The sequence below is a fragment of the Bacillus sp. FSL W7-1085 genome (assembly GCF_038595035.1).
GTDB classification, from domain to species: Bacteria; Bacillota; Bacilli; order Bacillales; family Bacillaceae; genus Bacillus; species Bacillus altitudinis.
The window spans coordinates 77449-92967 of record NZ_CP152000.1; the positions used below are offsets into that span (position 1 = coordinate 77449).

Consider the following 15519-nt stretch of genomic DNA (forward strand, 5'->3'; position numbering starts at 1 on the left):
AAAAGCAGGCTTCTTCTTTGCTTGGAGCTAATGAAAGTGATAGGATATGTATATCTTTAAATTACCTGCTCTTTGTGAGGAGGAAGTTGTGAATAGAATTGAATCTTTTTTGAAAAAACATGATGTTTTCCTTGAAAATACGACAGTCATTGTCGGGGTTTCTGGCGGACCAGATTCTATGCTCTTGCTGCATGAACTAAACAAACGTCGAAAAGGTTCCTTTCAGCTGATTGCAGCCCATGTAGATCACATGTTCAGAGGAGAAGAATCCTTTGCTGATTTGGCATTTGTTGAAGCGTACTGTAAAGAGCATGAGATCCTTTTTGAATCGGCTCGTATACAGGTCACCCAATATGCAAAAGAAAACCGTTTAAACAAACAGGCAGCTGCAAGAGAGTGCAGATATGCTTTCTTTCGTCAATTGATGGAACAGTACAACGCTCAATTTATAGCGCTTGCACATCATGGAGACGATCAAGTAGAAACAATGGTGATGAGGCTGACAAGAGGGACTGTTGGAATAGGACTCGCAGGTATGCAAGCAAAGCGCCCTTTTCAAGAAGGGTGGCTGATTCGTCCGCTGATTGGATATTCTAAGGATGATGTACTCACTGCTTGCGAAAAAGAACAAGTTCCTTATGTCATTGATCAAAGCAATCACACCGATGATTACTTGAGAAACCGGATCAGAAGACACGTTCTTCCCGTGTTAAAAGAAGAGGCACCTCATGTGCATGAAAGCTTTCAGTTTGTAAGTGACATGCTGACTGAGGATGAGCAGTACTTGCAGGCATTAACAAAGGATCAAATGCATCAAGTCATTACGAATCAAACGCCTAAGCAAATTGAGATCAAAACGAAGCCTTTGCTTGACCTGCCTTTGCCTTTACAAAGAAGAGGCATTCAACTAATATTAAACTATCTTTATGAAAACACTCAATCAGCGTTTTCAAACCAGCATATTCTAGGGACTTTGGACTGGTTATCTCATACTGATCAACCGTCTGGATCATTAGATTTGCCAAAAGGTTTACAAGCTGTCAAATCTTATGATCACTGTATGTTTACCTTTGAACGATCGCTTGTCATAGATCAGTCATATACTCATCATTTAAAAGGTGAGCTTGGCGAGGAACTTTTTCTCCCGAATGGACAGTCTATCTTGGTATCAAATCATGTTCCGAAGGATGCACGGAACGGAAACCATTTTTTCTTGCTTCAAAAAGATCATGTTCGTCTTCCTTTGATCATTCGCTCACGAAAAAACGGTGATCGAATCAAACTTAAAGGGATGAATGGATCAAAAAAGGTGAAAGATATATTTATTGATAAAAAAGTGCCTCTTGCAGAAAGAGACAGCTGGCCGATCGTCACTGACTCGGATCATCAAATCATCTGGATCCCAGGTCTGAAAAAATCCGTTTTTGAAGAAATTGATATGACAAACAGCGATCTCATTGTATTACAATATAGACAGCACGAAAATTTGTAGGGGGCAAGCAAAAGCATGAAACAAGATATTGAAAAGATTTTGATCTCAGAAGAAGAGATCCAGCTAAAAGTGAAAGAACTGGGTGCAACATTAACCAGCGATTATGATGGTAAATTTCCCCTGGCTATTGGTGTTTTGAAAGGGGCTCTTCCATTCATGGCAGACCTGATCAAACACATTGATACATATTTAGAGCTTGATTTTATGGATGTATCTAGCTACGGAAAGTCTACCGTATCTTCTGGAGAAGTGAAGATCATCAAAGATCTAGATACTTCTGTTGAAGGAAGAGATATTCTAATTATGGAAGATATCATCGACAGTGGGTTAACTTTGAGTTATCTGGTAGAGCTTTTCCGATACCGTAAAGCAAACTCCATTAAAATTGTGACATTGCTTGATAAACCAAGCGGCCGCAAAGCAGACATCAAAGCAGATTATGTTGGGTTTGAAGTACCAGATGCATTTGTTGTTGGCTATGGATTGGATTTTGCCGAACGTTACCGAAACCTCCCGTATATTGGAGTGTTAAAACCATCTGTTTACGAAGGCTAATGAGCACACGTTTACATGAGGTTATTGGTTGTGTTGGAATGATTTTCTATGATACTATTGAACATAGTTGTGCTTACTGTGGGAGGAGGTAAGGAATGAATCGGGTTTTTCGTAATACGATTTTTTATATACTTATTTTATTACTTGTGATAGGGGTTGTCAGTTGGTTAGGATCCCCTAATCAAAAGCCTGAGAACATGTCTTACAGCAAATTTTCGCAAAATTTAAGTGCGGGAAAAGTGGAGAGTATCTCCATCCAGCCTGTAAGAGGGGTTTATGAAATTCGTGGTCAATTAGATGGCGCGAAGAAAGATGAATACTTCATTACCCATGTTCCAGATGGTCAAGGTGTTGACCAGATTTACAGTGCACTGAAGAATACAGATGTAAAAGTAGAACCAGCACCTGAAACAAATGGATGGCTGCAAGTTCTGACAACCATCATTCCATTCATCATCATCTTTATCCTGTTCTTCTTCTTATTGAACCAAGCTCAAGGCGGTGGAAGCCGTGTCATGAACTTTGGTAAGAGTAAGGCAAAGCTTTACACAGAAGAGAAGAAACGTGTGAAATTTAAAGATGTTGCCGGTGCGGATGAAGAAAAACAAGAGCTCGTAGAAGTGGTTGAATTCTTAAAAGATCCACGTAAATTTGCGGAGCTTGGCGCAAGAATCCCTAAAGGGGTTTTACTAGTAGGACCTCCAGGTACAGGTAAAACATTGCTTGCGAGAGCATCTGCAGGAGAAGCAGGCGTTCCTTTCTTCAGCATCAGTGGTTCTGACTTCGTCGAGATGTTCGTCGGTGTCGGTGCATCACGTGTACGTGATTTGTTTGAAAATGCGAAAAAGAATGCACCTTGCTTAATCTTTATTGATGAGATTGATGCAGTGGGTCGTCAGCGTGGAGCAGGTCTTGGCGGTGGTCATGATGAGCGTGAACAAACGCTTAACCAGCTTCTTGTTGAAATGGATGGTTTTAGTGCCAACGAAGGGATTATCATCATTGCTGCAACGAACCGTGCAGATATCCTAGATCCTGCATTGCTACGTCCGGGACGTTTTGACCGTCAAATTACGGTTGACCGCCCAGATGTCATTGGCCGTGAAGAAGTACTGAAGGTTCATGCGAAAAACAAACCGCTTGATGATACAGTCAACTTGAAAGCCATTGCAAGCAGAACACCAGGGTTCTCTGGGGCAGATCTTGAGAACTTACTAAACGAAGCAGCACTTGTTGCTGCCCGTCAAAACAAAAAGAAAATTGATATGCGTGATATCGACGAAGCGACTGACCGTGTCATTGCTGGACCGGCTAAGAAAAGCCGTGTCATTTCGAAGAAAGAACGTAATATCGTGGCGTACCATGAAGCAGGTCATACCGTCATTGGGCTTATCCTAGACGAAGCGGATATGGTGCATAAAGTAACGATCGTTCCTCGTGGTCAGGCAGGCGGATATGCGGTCATGCTTCCAAGAGAAGACCGTTATTTCCAAACGAAGCCAGAGCTTCTTGATAAAATCGTCGGCTTGCTCGGCGGCCGTGTTGCAGAGGAAATTACGTTTGGTGAAGTAAGTACAGGCGCACACAACGACTTCCAGCGTGCAACAGGTATTGCAAGAAGAATGGTGACAGAATTCGGTATGTCTGATAAACTTGGTCCTCTACAATTCGGTCAAGCACAAGGAGGTCAAGTATTCCTTGGCCGTGATTTCAACAACGAGCCGAATTATAGTGAAGCGATCGCTTATGAAATTGACCAAGAAGTTCAGCGCTTCATCAAAGAAAGCTACGAACGTGCGAAACAAATTCTCACTGAGAATAAAGATAAGCTAGAAATCATCGCACAAGCTCTTCTAGAAGTGGAAACATTAGATGCTGAACAAATTAAATCTCTTTACGAAACTGGAAAGCTTCCAGAGCGTGTATACGCAGATGACGAAGAGAAAAACGATGATGTGAAAGTGAACATCAAGAAAAAAGAAGAAGACGAGGAGATCTAATCTCCTTCTATAAAAAGCTGTCGGGCTCACCGGCAGCTTTTTTTTATTTCGATTCATGAATGGATCGGTTTCGAATTGTTTACAAATGGAACTCAATTCGTGTATGGTATGATAGAAAGTCGAAAAATGCTCTTTTTGAGACACTATTCAAAGTGGTGATGAAGTTGTTACTCGTGATAGATGTAGGAAACACAAATACCGTTTTAGGTGTTTATCATAATGGCGATTTGAACTACCATTGGCGGATTGAAACAAGCCGTCATAAAACAGAAGATGAATTTGGTATGGCAATCCGATCCTTATTTGACTATGTAGGGCTGATGTTTGACCAGATAGAAGGGATTATCATTTCTTCTGTTGTCCCGCCAATGATGTTTGCTCTGGAAAGAATGTGCGAAAAGTATTTTCACATTACTCCTCAAATCGTTGGGCCTGGCATGAAGACTGGATTAAACATTATGTGTGACAATCCAAAGGAAGTCGGCGCTGATCGAATTGTGAACGCAGTGGCGGCCATTCACCTGTATGGGGCACCTCTCATTGTGGTAGACTTTGGAACAGCCACAACCTACTGCTATATCAATGAACAAAAACAATACATGGGTGGGGCGATTGCACCTGGTATTACCATCTCAACAGAGGCTTTATATACAAGAGCGGCTAAGCTGCCAAGAATTGAAATTGTCCGTCCAGATCACATTGTTGGAAAAAATACCATCAGTGCGATGCAATCCGGCATCCTTTATGGATATGTTGGGCAAGTCGAGGGCATAGTGAAACGGATGAAGCAGCAAGCCAAACAAACACCGAAAGTCATTGCAACAGGCGGTTTGTCTACATTGATTGGAAATGAATCAGACTGTATTGATATTGTCGATCCGTTCCTCACATTAAAAGGACTCCAATTAATTTATGAACGTAATCGTGTCGGTGTATTATAGGAGGTTTAATCAAAATGGATTATTTAGTTAAAGCGTTAGCATATGACGGGAAAGTCCGTGCGTATGCTGCGAACACAACAGATACAATCAACGAAGCGCAGAGAAGACACCATACGTGGCCAACTGCTTCAGCTGCAATCGGCAGAACCATGACAGCGACTGTCATGATGGGAGCCATGCTGAAAGGCGAGAATAAATTAACTGTCAAAATTGAAGGCGGTGGGCCGATCGGAGCCATCATTGCAGATGGAAACGCAAAAGGTCAGGTGCGCGGATATGTCTCAAACCCACAAGTTCACTTTGATTTAAATGAACATGGGAAGCTGGACGTTAGACGTGCTGTTGGAACATCTGGAACGTTAAGTGTTGTCAAAGATATCGGACTGAAAGACCACTTTACAGGGCAAACGGAAATTGTCTCAGGTGAAATTGGAGATGACTTTACTTATTACCTGGTCTCCTCTGAACAAGTGCCATCCTCAGTAGGTGTGGGTGTTCTTGTCAATCCAGACAACTCGATCCTTGCAGCAGGCGGTTTCATCATTCAATTGCTGCCTGGAACAGAAGATGCAGTCATCGAAAGACTCGAAAAGAGATTATCAACCATTGAACCGATCTCTAAACTGATTGAAAAAGGGATGACTCCTGAAGAAATTTTAGAAGAAGTGCTCGGTGAAAAACCTCAAATCTTAGAAACTGTACCTGTCGAATTTTCTTGTAACTGCTCAAAAGAACGGTTTGCCAACGGTATTATCAGCCTAGGGAAAGCCGAAATTGAGGATATGATTGAACAAGACGGACAAGCAGAAGCTCAATGCCATTTTTGTAACGAAACGTATGTATTTACAAAAGAAGAGCTAGAAGAGCTACGTGAAGAAATAACCCGCTAAGCTCTAAGCAGCGGGTTTTCTTTTTAGAATGGAAAGGAGACGAAAGATGAGACTGAAAGCAAGAGTGGTATGGACATTTATCCTCGTTCTGCTCATGATTAATGCCGTTGTCATTGCATATGTATTAACAAAGTCACAAATGTCGCAGGCTTCTTCAAATGGGAAGAGCGGTGAAGAAATTGCTTCTATTGGGAAAGAGAAAGTCACACGTCAAGAATGGTTAAAGAAAATGGAAGACCGCTACGGAAAGGCAACACTTGAACAAATGATTAATCAGAAGGTAGTCAATCAGCTTGCGAAAGAAAACAAGCTGGAGGTATCTTCAAAAGAGATCAATCGTGAGCTGCTGATGCTGAAAGCGGTATCTAATAATTTCTACGAAGACGGTCATACAAGTGAAAAGGAATGGAAAGAGCAGATTCGTTATCAAATTTTATTAGAACAGCTTCTAACGAGAGATGCGGTCGTTTCTGAAAAAGAAGCCAAATCCTTTTATGAAAAAAACAAAGACTTGTATCAATATGATGACTCATACCGAATTCGCCACATTGTTGTGAAAACAAAAGACGAGGCACAAAGTGTATTAAAAGATTTAAAGGGCGGATCTAGTTTCGAAGCTGTAGCAGCTGAACGATCCACCGATCGATATACCTCTCCTTACGGCGGAGATCTTGGATTTGTCACAGAAGAGCAAGAAAGCATTCCAGCCCTATACATACAAGAAGCCCGAAAGCTTCAGCCGGATGAATGGACGAAAGAGCCGATCGAGATCAAAAATGGTTATGCCATCATACAATTAAAAGAAAAATTAAATGGCCGCTCCTTCTCTTATGAAGAAGTCAAAGATCAGATCAAAAGACAGATCGCCATGGAAGATCTGGGTGAAAAGGCGAATGTCAAAACCCTGTGGAAAGAAGCAAAAGTCACATGGTTTTACGATGGAGAGCAGGACTAAAAGCATTGACAAAATTTTTCGAAATTGATAATTTAATATTAATACAATAAAATTACTCGGAGATAGAGGTGTTAGTGATGGCTCGTATTGCAAATTCAGTTTTTGAACTAATAGGAAATACACCAGTCGTTAAATTAAACCGTTTAGTAGATGAAGACAGTGCGGATGTCTACTTGAAACTTGAATATATGAACCCAGGCAGCAGTGTAAAAGATCGTATTGCGTTAGCGATGATCGAAGATGCTGAAGCAAAAGGTACATTAAAAGCTGGTGACACACTCATTGAGCCAACAAGCGGAAACACAGGAATCGGTCTTGCGATGGTCGCGGCTGCAAAAGGAATCAATGCGATTTTAGTTATGCCGGATACAATGAGTCAGGAGCGCCGCAACCTTTTACGCGCTTACGGTGCAGAGCTTGTCTTAACACCGGGTGCAGAAGGAATGAAAGGTGCCATCAAAAAAGCAGAAGAATTAGCGGAAGAGCACGGATACTTCATGCCTCAGCAGTTCAGCAATGAAGCCAACGCTGAGATTCACCGCCGCACAACAGGGAAAGAGATTCTTGAACAGTTTGACGGCGAACTTGATGCATTTATTGCAGGAGTTGGTACGGGTGGTACGATTACAGGTGCTGGTGAAGTCCTGAAAGAAGCCATTCCATCTATTCAGCTTTATGCGGTAGAACCAACAGATTCTCCTGTACTATCAGGCGGGAAACCAGGTCCGCATAAAATTCAAGGCATCGGAGCAGGGTTTGTTCCATCTATCTTGAACACAGAAGTATATGACGGCATTATCCAAGTGAAAAACGAAGATGCATTTGAACTTGCAAGAAAGGCAGCGAAAGAAGAAGGAATCCTTGGTGGTATATCTTCAGGAGCAGCCATTTATGCAGCGCTTCAAACAGCGAAGAAGCTTGGTAAAGGGAAAAAGGTTCTAGCGATTATTCCAAGTAACGGTGAACGTTACCTTAGTACGCCGCTTTATCAATTTGATTAAACAATACACCCCAGCATTTGCTGGGGTTTTTTTATGAATTCTGAAGATGGAAAGCAAATACTATTTTCTAAATAAATTGGATTGCATTACAATAAGATTAATGAAAATGAAAAAGGATGATTACATGACACAACGTAGGCCGATGGGCATCAAAATTCCTTTTACGAAAGATGCATTCTTGAAACGATACGAACAATTAACGGCTCATGAATCACATCACGTCCTTCTTGAAAGTGCACGTGGCGGAGAATACAGTATTGCCGGCATTCATCCGATCGCTAAAGCGAAAGGGAAGGACGGGATGACCACCATCCATTATCAGAATGAGGTGTTGTTCAAAGAGGGAGATCCTTTTAGGGCATTTGCTGATTGGTTTCAAACCCTACAAACCGAAACGAACGACGAATACCCTGACTTCCAAGGTGGAGCGATTGGATTTTTAAGCTATGATTACGCAAGATATATCGAGCATTTTAAAATGCTGTCCATCGATGATTTGAAGACGCCTGATTTGTATTTCCTCGTATTCAATGATGTCGCTGTCTTTGATCATAATAAAGATGCCCTCTGGCTGATCACTCATACAGAAGGAGATGAACCTATCAGTGAAGTTCATCAAAGACTCGAAGAATTAAAGCAAAGCTGGACAAGCACATCAGAAGAATCAGCACATTCACCTGTCAATGTGTCTCCTTCGGAATGTGTACCTGCTGCACCTTTTACTGAAGAAGCTTTCGGGGAAGCTGTAGAAACGATTAAACAATATATCGCAAACGGTGACGTGTTCCAAGTGAACCTATCGATTAGACAAGATGAACAGCTTCATACCCACCCATATCATTTATACAAAACATTACGTCACGTGAATCCATCTCCATATATGTCATATCTGCACACGCCAGATTTCCAAATTGTCTGTGGATCTCCAGAGCTGCTTATTAAGAAAAAAGGCATTCAGCTCGAAACAAGACCGATCGCTGGCACAAGATCAAGAGGCAAGGATGATGCGGAAGATCAAGCGCTGGCAAAAGAACTCATTGAAGATGAAAAAGAACGTGCAGAACATGTGATGCTCGTTGATCTTGAGCGGAATGATCTTGGACGAGTGTCTACTTATGGCTCAGTCAAGGTGAACGAGTTTATGGCCATTGAGAAATATTCACACGTGATGCACATTGTATCAAATGTCCAAGGGGAGCTACGTGATGATTGTGATGCAGTAGATGTCATGAGAGCTGTATTCCCAGGCGGCACAATTACAGGTGCGCCAAAAGTGAGAACAATGGAAATCATAGAAGAGCTTGAGCCGACAAGGCGTGGGCTTTATACTGGATCTATAGGCTGGTTTGGATTCAATCAAGATATGCATTTTAATATCGTCATTCGCACGGCTTATTGTACAGGGGGCAGAGCCTTCATGCAGTCAGGTGCAGGCATTGTCATCGATTCTGTACCAAAGCACGAATACAAAGAATCGATTAAAAAAGCCTATGCAGTGAAAAAAGCATTACAGTTGAGCAAAGAAGAGACTATTTTGAGTTAGAGGTGAGCAGAGTATGATATTAATGATTGATAATTACGATTCATTTACGTACAACCTGGTCCAGTATTTAGGTGAGCTTGGAGAAGAACTGATTGTAAAACGAAACGATCAAGTCACTATTCAAGAAATCGAAGAGCTCAAGCCAGACTTTCTGATGATTTCTCCAGGACCTTGCAGTCCGGATGAAGCAGGAATTAGTATGGAAGCGATCAAACATTTTGCTGGGAAGATTCCGATCTTCGGTGTCTGCTTAGGTCATCAATCCATTGCACAAGTATTTGGTGGAGACGTCATTCGTGCGGAGCGGTTAATGCATGGGAAAACATCAGAGATTGAACACGACGGCAAAGGTGTCTTCACGGGACTCCAAAATCCGCTCGTCGCAACGAGATATCATTCATTAATTGTTAAAGACGAGACGCTGCCGGAGTGCTTTGTCAGAACAGCGAGCACAAAGGAAGGCGAACTCATGGCCATTCGCCATAAAGAACTTCCGATTGAAAGTGTTCAATTCCATCCAGAATCAATTATGACATCCTTCGGTAAGGAAATGCTCAGAAATTTCATTGAAACCTATCGTAAAAAGGGGAATGAAGTAAACGCATGATCATTTACCTGAACGGTCAGTATATAGAGGAGAAAGACGCGACTCTTTCTCCTTTTGATCATGGTTTTCTATATGGCATCGGTGTATTCGAAACATTTACCTCTCTAGCAGGACAAGTCTTCTTGTTAGACTGGCATCTTGAAAGGCTCAATCAATCATTGCGTGACCTTTGCATCGAATCCACAATAGAGAAACCATTTGTACTCGACATCATTCATACATTATTCAATCAAAACCAAATAACGGACGGTCATGCGAGGATCCGCTTCAATGTTTCTGCGGGCAGAGGCAATGGATTTTCTGCAGACCCTTATGAGGAGCCTGTTGTTTTTGTGATGATCTCCCCATTCCGGCCTGAATCAATAGTAGATGAAAAACAGGGAATCATTCTTGATACAAGAAGAAACACACCGGAAGGTCCAAGTCGGCTCAAGTCGCATCATTACATGAACAACCTGCTGGCGAAAAGAGAAGTAGGGAACGATCCGTCTGTAGAAGGGATCTTTTTAACAAAAGAAGACGATGTGGCAGAAGGAATTACGTCAAATCTATTTTGGCGAAAAAAAGATGTGATCTATACACCTTCACTTGATACCGGCATTTTAAACGGGGTTACCCGTCGATATTGTATCGAAACGCTGCAAGCTTCGGGGATCCCACTAATAGAAGGAAGATATCCACTCTCACACTTGCTCTCAGCTGATGAGGCGTGGATGACCAATTCGGTTCAGGGAATTGTGCCTTTTAAAAATATCGGAGACACCGTCCTGCAAAACCACAACCGAACGATTTCGACCAAGCTGAGAACAGAATATACAAAAGAACGTCTAGAACATAAAGAGTAGGTGGACACAATGACACAACAATTGATAAAACAGCCTAAAATCATACAAGCCAAGCACCATACCCTTAGTTATGAAGAGAAGACATTGGTCATGGGCATTTTAAATGTCACACCGGACTCTTTTTCAGATGGAGGAAAATTCAATCAAATTGATAAAGCGCTGGCTCATGCAACGCAACTCATAGAAGATGGGGCGCATATTATTGATATTGGCGGTGAATCGACTCGGCCGGGAGCGGCACTTGTCTCAGAGCAAGAGGAGCTTTCAAGGGTCATTCCTGTCATTGAGAAGATCACAAAAGAATTGGACATACCTATTTCTATTGATACGTATAAAGCCCATGTCGCAGATGAGGCAGTGAAAGCGGGAGCCTCAATCATTAATGATGTATGGGGGGCGAAAGCTGATCCTCAAATGGCGCATGTGGCAGCGAAGCACAACGTGCCAATCATCTTAATGCACAATCGACCAGAGCGGAATTACACCCATCTGATTTCAGATATGATCGCAGATCTGAAAGAAAGTGTTCAAATTGTGAAACAAGCGGGTGTCCGTGATGACATGATCATATTAGATCCTGGTGTAGGATTTGCGAAAAATAAAACTGACAACCTCATGGTCATGAATGAACTTGAACATTTTTGCCACCTAGGGTATCCGCTGCTTCTAGCAACATCCCGCAAACGATTCATCGGTGCAGTTTTAGACCTGCCGCCTGAAGAACGTACTGAAGGAACGGGTGCGACGGTCTGTCTTGGGATTCAAAAGGGCAGCGCGATGGTCCGAGTGCACGATGTAAAAGAAATCGCAAGAATGGCAAAAATGATGGATGCCATGCTGAATAAAGGAGGCGCTTATCATCGATAAAGTATATGTAAACGGAATGGAATTTTACGGCTATCACGGTGTATTTGCAGAAGAGAATAAACTAGGCCAGCGCTTTCGTGTGGACCTAACAGCTTCACTTGATTTAAGTACGGCAGGACAAACGGATGACCTAAATAAGACCATCAACTATGCTGAGCTCTACAACATCTGCAAAAATATTGTAGAAGGGGACCCAGTGAACCTCGTTGAAACGCTGACAGAAAGAATTGCAAATCAAGTGTTAAAGGACTTTCCGACAGTTCAAGAATGTACAGTAAAAGTAATCAAACCAGATCCGCCAATTCCAGGACACTATCAGTCCGTTGCCATTGAAATGACGAGATCACGCGCATGAACAATACAGCTTATATCGCTTTAGGCTCAAACATAGGAAAAAAGGAAACCTACTTAAAAGAAGCTGTCAAAAAACTTCACGAACATCCAGGTGTTCAAGTTGAATCCATTTCATCTATATATGAGACAACACCTGTAGGTTACGAGAATCAGGATGACTTCTTGAACATGGCTGTGAAGATTTCCACCTCGCTTCGTCCTGAAGAACTTCTATCACTGACTCAGAACATTGAGCAGGAGTTAGGCAGAACAAGAGAAGTGAGGTGGGGTCCACGGACAGCTGACCTTGACATTTTACTTTATAATCGTGAAAATATTGAAACAGAACAACTTGTAGTGCCGCATCCTAGAATGTACGAACGTTTATTCGTTCTTGTTCCGATGAGTGAGATTTGCCCAGAAATCGGCGAAGCCCAGATAAACGCCGTAACAGACCAAGAAGGTGTAAGCATATGGAAAAAGACATGTGGGGTAGAAGAATTCGTGCATACCGAAAGCTAAAAGGGTATACTCAGGAAGGGTTCGCCAAAAGACTGGGCATCTCTGTCTCTGTCTTAGGGGAAATTGAGCGAGGCAATCGATTACCAACAAACCAAATGGTTGGTCAAATAGCAGATGCTTTAAATATAACGGTGGAAGAACTTTCACCAATACTTGAAGAAGAAAGGAGGGGACATGATGTTTAAAATCGGAGATATCGAAATTAAAAACAAAGTAGTGCTCGCACCAATGGCTGGTGTGTGTAACTCTGCTTTCAGACTCACTGTGAAAGAGTTTGGAGCGGGCTTAGTCTGCGCTGAAATGGTCAGTGACAAAGCGATCTTGATTAATAATGCCAGAACGATGGGCATGCTGTACATTGATGAACGTGAAAAACCGTTGAGCCTTCAGATATTTGGGGGAGAAAAGGACACGCTCGTGGAAGCGGCCAAGTTTGTAGACCAGAATACAACGGCGGACATTATTGATATTAATATGGGATGTCCTGTACCAAAGATCACGAAATGTGACGCAGGAGCGAAATGGCTGCTGGATCCAAACAAGATTTACGAAATGGTATCCGCAGTCGTAGAAGCTGTAGATAAACCTGTTACTGTGAAAATGAGAATGGGCTGGGACGAAGACCATATCTTCGCTATCGACAATGCCCGTGCTGTTGAACGAGCAGGTGGACAAGCGGTTGCGCTTCACGGACGGACACGTGTGCAGATGTACGAAGGAACAGCGAATTGGGATATTATAAAAGAGGTCAAACAATCTGTTTCCATTCCAGTCATCGGCAATGGAGATGTCAAAACCCCTCAAGATGCAAAACGTATGCTTGATGAAACGGGTGCAGATGCTGTCATGATCGGAAGAGCCGCACTAGGAAACCCGTGGATGATTTACCGGACGGTTCATTATTTAGAAACGGGTGAACTAAAAGAAGAGCCTAATGTGCGTGAGAAAATGTCTGTGTGCAAACTTCACTTAGACAGACTCATAGACCTGAAAGGCGAGCATGTGGCTGTCAGAGAAATGAGAAAACATGCAGCATGGTACTTAAAAGGTGTCCGAGGCAATGCTGATGTAAGAAACCAAATCAATCAAAGTGAAACGAGAGCGGAGCTTGTAAAAGTTCTAGATGACTTTACGATCGAAGCCGAGGCAAAAGAGCTTCAAAGAATAAAAGTAGGATAAGACTATCTTTCTTTTTGTAGCTCACTGCTAGTGCACGTACTGGCAGTTTTTCTGCTTTTCTCTGCAAAATACATTATTGGAGTGATATAAATGAGTAATGAAGGGCTTAATAACGAAGAATTAAATGATCAATTCCAAGTAAGACGTGACAAAATGAATAAAATGAGAGAAGAGGGTATCGATCCATTCGGTGAACGATATGACCGTTCTCATCAATCCGCACAAATTATTGCTGAATATGACGAGTTTTCAAAAGAAGACTTAGAAGAAAAAGCAGCTCAAGTAACAATTGCTGGCCGTATGATGACAAAACGCGGAAAAGGGAAAGCTGGCTTTGCACACATTCAAGACTTAGAAGGACAAATTCAAATCTATGTACGTAAAGATAGTGTAGGAGAAGAAGCTTACGAATTATTCAAAAGCTCGGACCTAGGCGATATTATCGGTGTGACGGGAACCGTATTTAAAACGAATGTAGGAGAACTTTCAATTAAAGCGACTAGCTTTGAGGTTCTTACAAAAGCACTTCGCCCGCTTCCTGATAAATATCACGGACTAAAAGATGTAGAACAACGCTATCGTCAGCGTTACCTTGACTTGATTGTCAATCCAGAAAGTAAGCAGACGTTCATCATGCGAAGCAAAATCATTCAATCAATGAGAAGATACTTAGATTCAAAAGGATACCTAGAAGTTGAAACACCAACAATGCATAGCATCCCTGGTGGTGCATCAGCTCGTCCTTTCATAACTCATCACAATGCACTTGATATGCCGCTTTATATGCGTATTGCGATCGAGTTGCATTTAAAACGTCTAATTGTCGGTGGTCTAGAGAAAGTATACGAGATTGGCCGCGTATTCCGTAATGAAGGAGTCTCAACTCGTCATAACCCGGAATTTACTATGATTGAGCTGTATGAAGCATATGCAGACTATAAAGACATCATGAACCTAACGGAAAACTTGATTGCTCATATTGCCCAAGAGGTACTAGGAACAACAACGATTCAATATGGAGAAGATCAAATTGATCTAAAACCTGAATGGAAGAGACTCCATATGGTTGAAGCAGTCAAAGAAGCAACAGGTGTAGACTTCTGGCAGGAGATGTCTGTAGAAGAAGCAAAACAGCATGCTGCTGATCACGATGTTGAAATCACAAAAAACATGACAGTAGGTCATATTATCAATGAGTTCTTCGAGCAAAAAGTAGAAGAAACACTGGTTCAGCCTACCTTTATTTACGGGCACCCAGTTGAGATTTCTCCATTAGCTAAGAAAAATCCTGAAGACCCGCGCTTCACGGACCGCTTTGAGCTATTCATCGTGCGCCGCGAGCATGCAAATGCATTCACCGAGCTGAATGATCCAATCGACCAAAGAGAACGTTTTGAAGCTCAATTAAAAGAACGTGAAGAAGGAAATGACGAAGCGCATCTCATGGATGACGATTTTGTTGAAGCATTAGAATATGGCATGCCGCCAACAGGTGGACTAGGAATCGGTATCGACCGATTAATCATGCTGCTAACAAATTCTCCATCAATCAGAGATGTACTGCTTTTCCCGCAAATGAGAAACCGTTAATACATCAACAAAAGCGCCATTTGATCTGTGGCGCTTTTTATTTTTCATAAAATGAAACTTTTTTTAAAAAAACTATTGCAAGAAAAGAATTCAGATGGTATATTATTATTCGTTGCCGCAAAACAGCAACGAGGTTGAAAAAAGAAAATGGAAAAAGTTCTTGACTTCAACCAAAGCGAAATGTTAAGATATTAAAGTC

The 15519-nt window shown here is 42.0% G+C and carries 16 protein-coding genes; all 16 read left to right on the top strand.

The window, feature by feature from the left end; genetic code table 11:
* Positions 1–88 precede the first annotated feature (88 nt).
* The 16 genes from tilS to lysS all read left to right on the top strand — a co-directional run bounded on the left by tilS (position 89) and on the right by lysS (position 15320).
* Complete coding sequence (tilS, locus tag MKY11_RS00415; RefSeq protein WP_017366442.1) at positions 89–1492, top strand: tRNA lysidine(34) synthetase TilS; 1404 nt, start codon at positions 89–91, stop codon at positions 1490–1492.
* Positions 1493–1507: 15 nt separating this feature from the next.
* Positions 1508–2047, top strand: a complete 540-nt coding sequence (hpt, locus tag MKY11_RS00420) for a hypoxanthine phosphoribosyltransferase (protein WP_007496175.1) — start codon at positions 1508–1510, stop codon at positions 2045–2047.
* Between the two features lie 95 nt (positions 2048–2142).
* Positions 2143–4047, top strand: a complete 1905-nt coding sequence (gene ftsH / locus MKY11_RS00425) for an ATP-dependent zinc metalloprotease FtsH (RefSeq protein ID WP_024719367.1) — start codon at positions 2143–2145, stop codon at positions 4045–4047.
* Between the two features lie 164 nt (positions 4048–4211).
* Positions 4212–4988, top strand: a complete 777-nt coding sequence (locus MKY11_RS00430; RefSeq protein WP_008341820.1) for a type III pantothenate kinase — start codon at positions 4212–4214, stop codon at positions 4986–4988.
* 14 nt (positions 4989–5002) lie between these two features.
* Entirely contained in the window at positions 5003–5878 is an 876-nt protein-coding gene (hslO, locus tag MKY11_RS00435) for an Hsp33 family molecular chaperone HslO (RefSeq protein WP_007496169.1), read from the top strand.
* Positions 5879–5930: 52 nt separating this feature from the next.
* Positions 5931–6833: a peptidyl-prolyl cis-trans isomerase gene (locus MKY11_RS00440; RefSeq protein WP_326378208.1), complete on the top strand. Its 903-nt coding sequence runs from the start codon at positions 5931–5933 to the stop codon at positions 6831–6833.
* A gap of 77 nt (positions 6834–6910) precedes the next feature.
* Positions 6911–7834, top strand: coding sequence for a cysteine synthase A (gene cysK, locus MKY11_RS00445; RefSeq protein ID WP_017359310.1), 924 nt, complete (start codon positions 6911–6913; stop codon positions 7832–7834).
* Positions 7835–7958: 124 nt separating this feature from the next.
* The gene (locus MKY11_RS00450) at positions 7959–9377 is read left to right on the top strand and encodes an anthranilate synthase component I family protein (protein ID WP_342501739.1); all 1419 of its coding nucleotides are present in this window, start codon (positions 7959–7961) and stop codon (positions 9375–9377) included.
* A 13-nt stretch (positions 9378–9390) separates the two neighbouring features.
* Positions 9391–9984 carry an aminodeoxychorismate/anthranilate synthase component II gene (gene pabA, locus MKY11_RS00455; RefSeq protein WP_008341810.1) on the top strand — a complete coding sequence of 198 codons (594 nt, stop codon included), beginning with the start codon at positions 9391–9393 and terminating at the stop codon, positions 9982–9984.
* Positions 9981–10829 carry an aminodeoxychorismate lyase gene (gene pabC / locus MKY11_RS00460; RefSeq protein ID WP_342501740.1) on the top strand — a complete coding sequence of 283 codons (849 nt, stop codon included), beginning with the start codon at positions 9981–9983 and terminating at the stop codon, positions 10827–10829. Before pabA ends, pabC begins: the two co-directional genes overlap by 4 nt.
* 9 nt (positions 10830–10838) lie before the next feature.
* Positions 10839–11696 carry a dihydropteroate synthase gene (folP, locus tag MKY11_RS00465; RefSeq protein ID WP_024719371.1) on the top strand — a complete coding sequence of 286 codons (858 nt, stop codon included), beginning with the start codon at positions 10839–10841 and terminating at the stop codon, positions 11694–11696.
* The gene (folB, locus tag MKY11_RS00470) at positions 11689–12051 is read left to right on the top strand and encodes a dihydroneopterin aldolase (protein WP_342502102.1); all 363 of its coding nucleotides are present in this window, start codon (positions 11689–11691) and stop codon (positions 12049–12051) included. The genes folP and folB overlap by 8 nt, the downstream gene beginning before the upstream one ends.
* On the top strand, positions 12048–12551 hold the full coding sequence (folK, locus tag MKY11_RS00475; protein ID WP_007496156.1) for a 2-amino-4-hydroxy-6-hydroxymethyldihydropteridine diphosphokinase: 504 nt from the start codon (positions 12048–12050) through the stop codon (positions 12549–12551). Before folB ends, folK begins: the two co-directional genes overlap by 4 nt.
* Positions 12503–12736: a helix-turn-helix transcriptional regulator gene (locus MKY11_RS00480; RefSeq protein ID WP_008341798.1), complete on the top strand. Its 234-nt coding sequence runs from the start codon at positions 12503–12505 to the stop codon at positions 12734–12736. The genes folK and MKY11_RS00480 overlap by 49 nt, the downstream gene beginning before the upstream one ends.
* A complete protein-coding gene (gene dusB / locus MKY11_RS00485) occupies positions 12729–13730 on the top strand; it encodes a tRNA dihydrouridine synthase DusB (RefSeq protein WP_008341796.1) in 1002 nt (333 codons plus the stop codon). Before MKY11_RS00480 ends, dusB begins: the two co-directional genes overlap by 8 nt.
* A gap of 90 nt (positions 13731–13820) precedes the next feature.
* Positions 13821–15320 (top strand): lysine--tRNA ligase, encoded by a 1500-nt coding sequence (lysS, locus tag MKY11_RS00490; RefSeq protein ID WP_024719373.1) that lies wholly within the window; start codon positions 13821–13823, stop codon positions 15318–15320.
* Positions 15321–15519: the final 199 nt, after the last annotated feature.

Coding starts and splice junctions, on each gene's coding strand:
- dusB (WP_008341796.1), top strand. CDS start 12,729: ATGTTTAAAATCGGAGATATCGAAATTAAAAACAAAGTAGTGCTCGCA.
- MKY11_RS00480 (WP_008341798.1), top strand. CDS start 12,503: ATGGAAAAAGACATGTGGGGTAGAAGAATTCGTGCATACCGAAAGCTA.
- folK (WP_007496156.1), top strand. CDS start 12,048: ATGAACAATACAGCTTATATCGCTTTAGGCTCAAACATAGGAAAAAAG.
- pabC (WP_342501740.1), top strand. CDS start 9,981: ATGATCATTTACCTGAACGGTCAGTATATAGAGGAGAAAGACGCGACT.
- folP (WP_024719371.1), top strand. CDS start 10,839: ATGACACAACAATTGATAAAACAGCCTAAAATCATACAAGCCAAGCAC.
- ftsH (WP_024719367.1), top strand. CDS start 2,143: ATGAATCGGGTTTTTCGTAATACGATTTTTTATATACTTATTTTATTA.
- cysK (WP_017359310.1), top strand. CDS start 6,911: ATGGCTCGTATTGCAAATTCAGTTTTTGAACTAATAGGAAATACACCA.
- lysS (WP_024719373.1), top strand. CDS start 13,821: ATGAGTAATGAAGGGCTTAATAACGAAGAATTAAATGATCAATTCCAA.
- MKY11_RS00450 (WP_342501739.1), top strand. CDS start 7,959: ATGACACAACGTAGGCCGATGGGCATCAAAATTCCTTTTACGAAAGAT.
- hpt (WP_007496175.1), top strand. CDS start 1,508: ATGAAACAAGATATTGAAAAGATTTTGATCTCAGAAGAAGAGATCCAG.
- pabA (WP_008341810.1), top strand. CDS start 9,391: ATGATATTAATGATTGATAATTACGATTCATTTACGTACAACCTGGTC.
- hslO (WP_007496169.1), top strand. CDS start 5,003: ATGGATTATTTAGTTAAAGCGTTAGCATATGACGGGAAAGTCCGTGCG.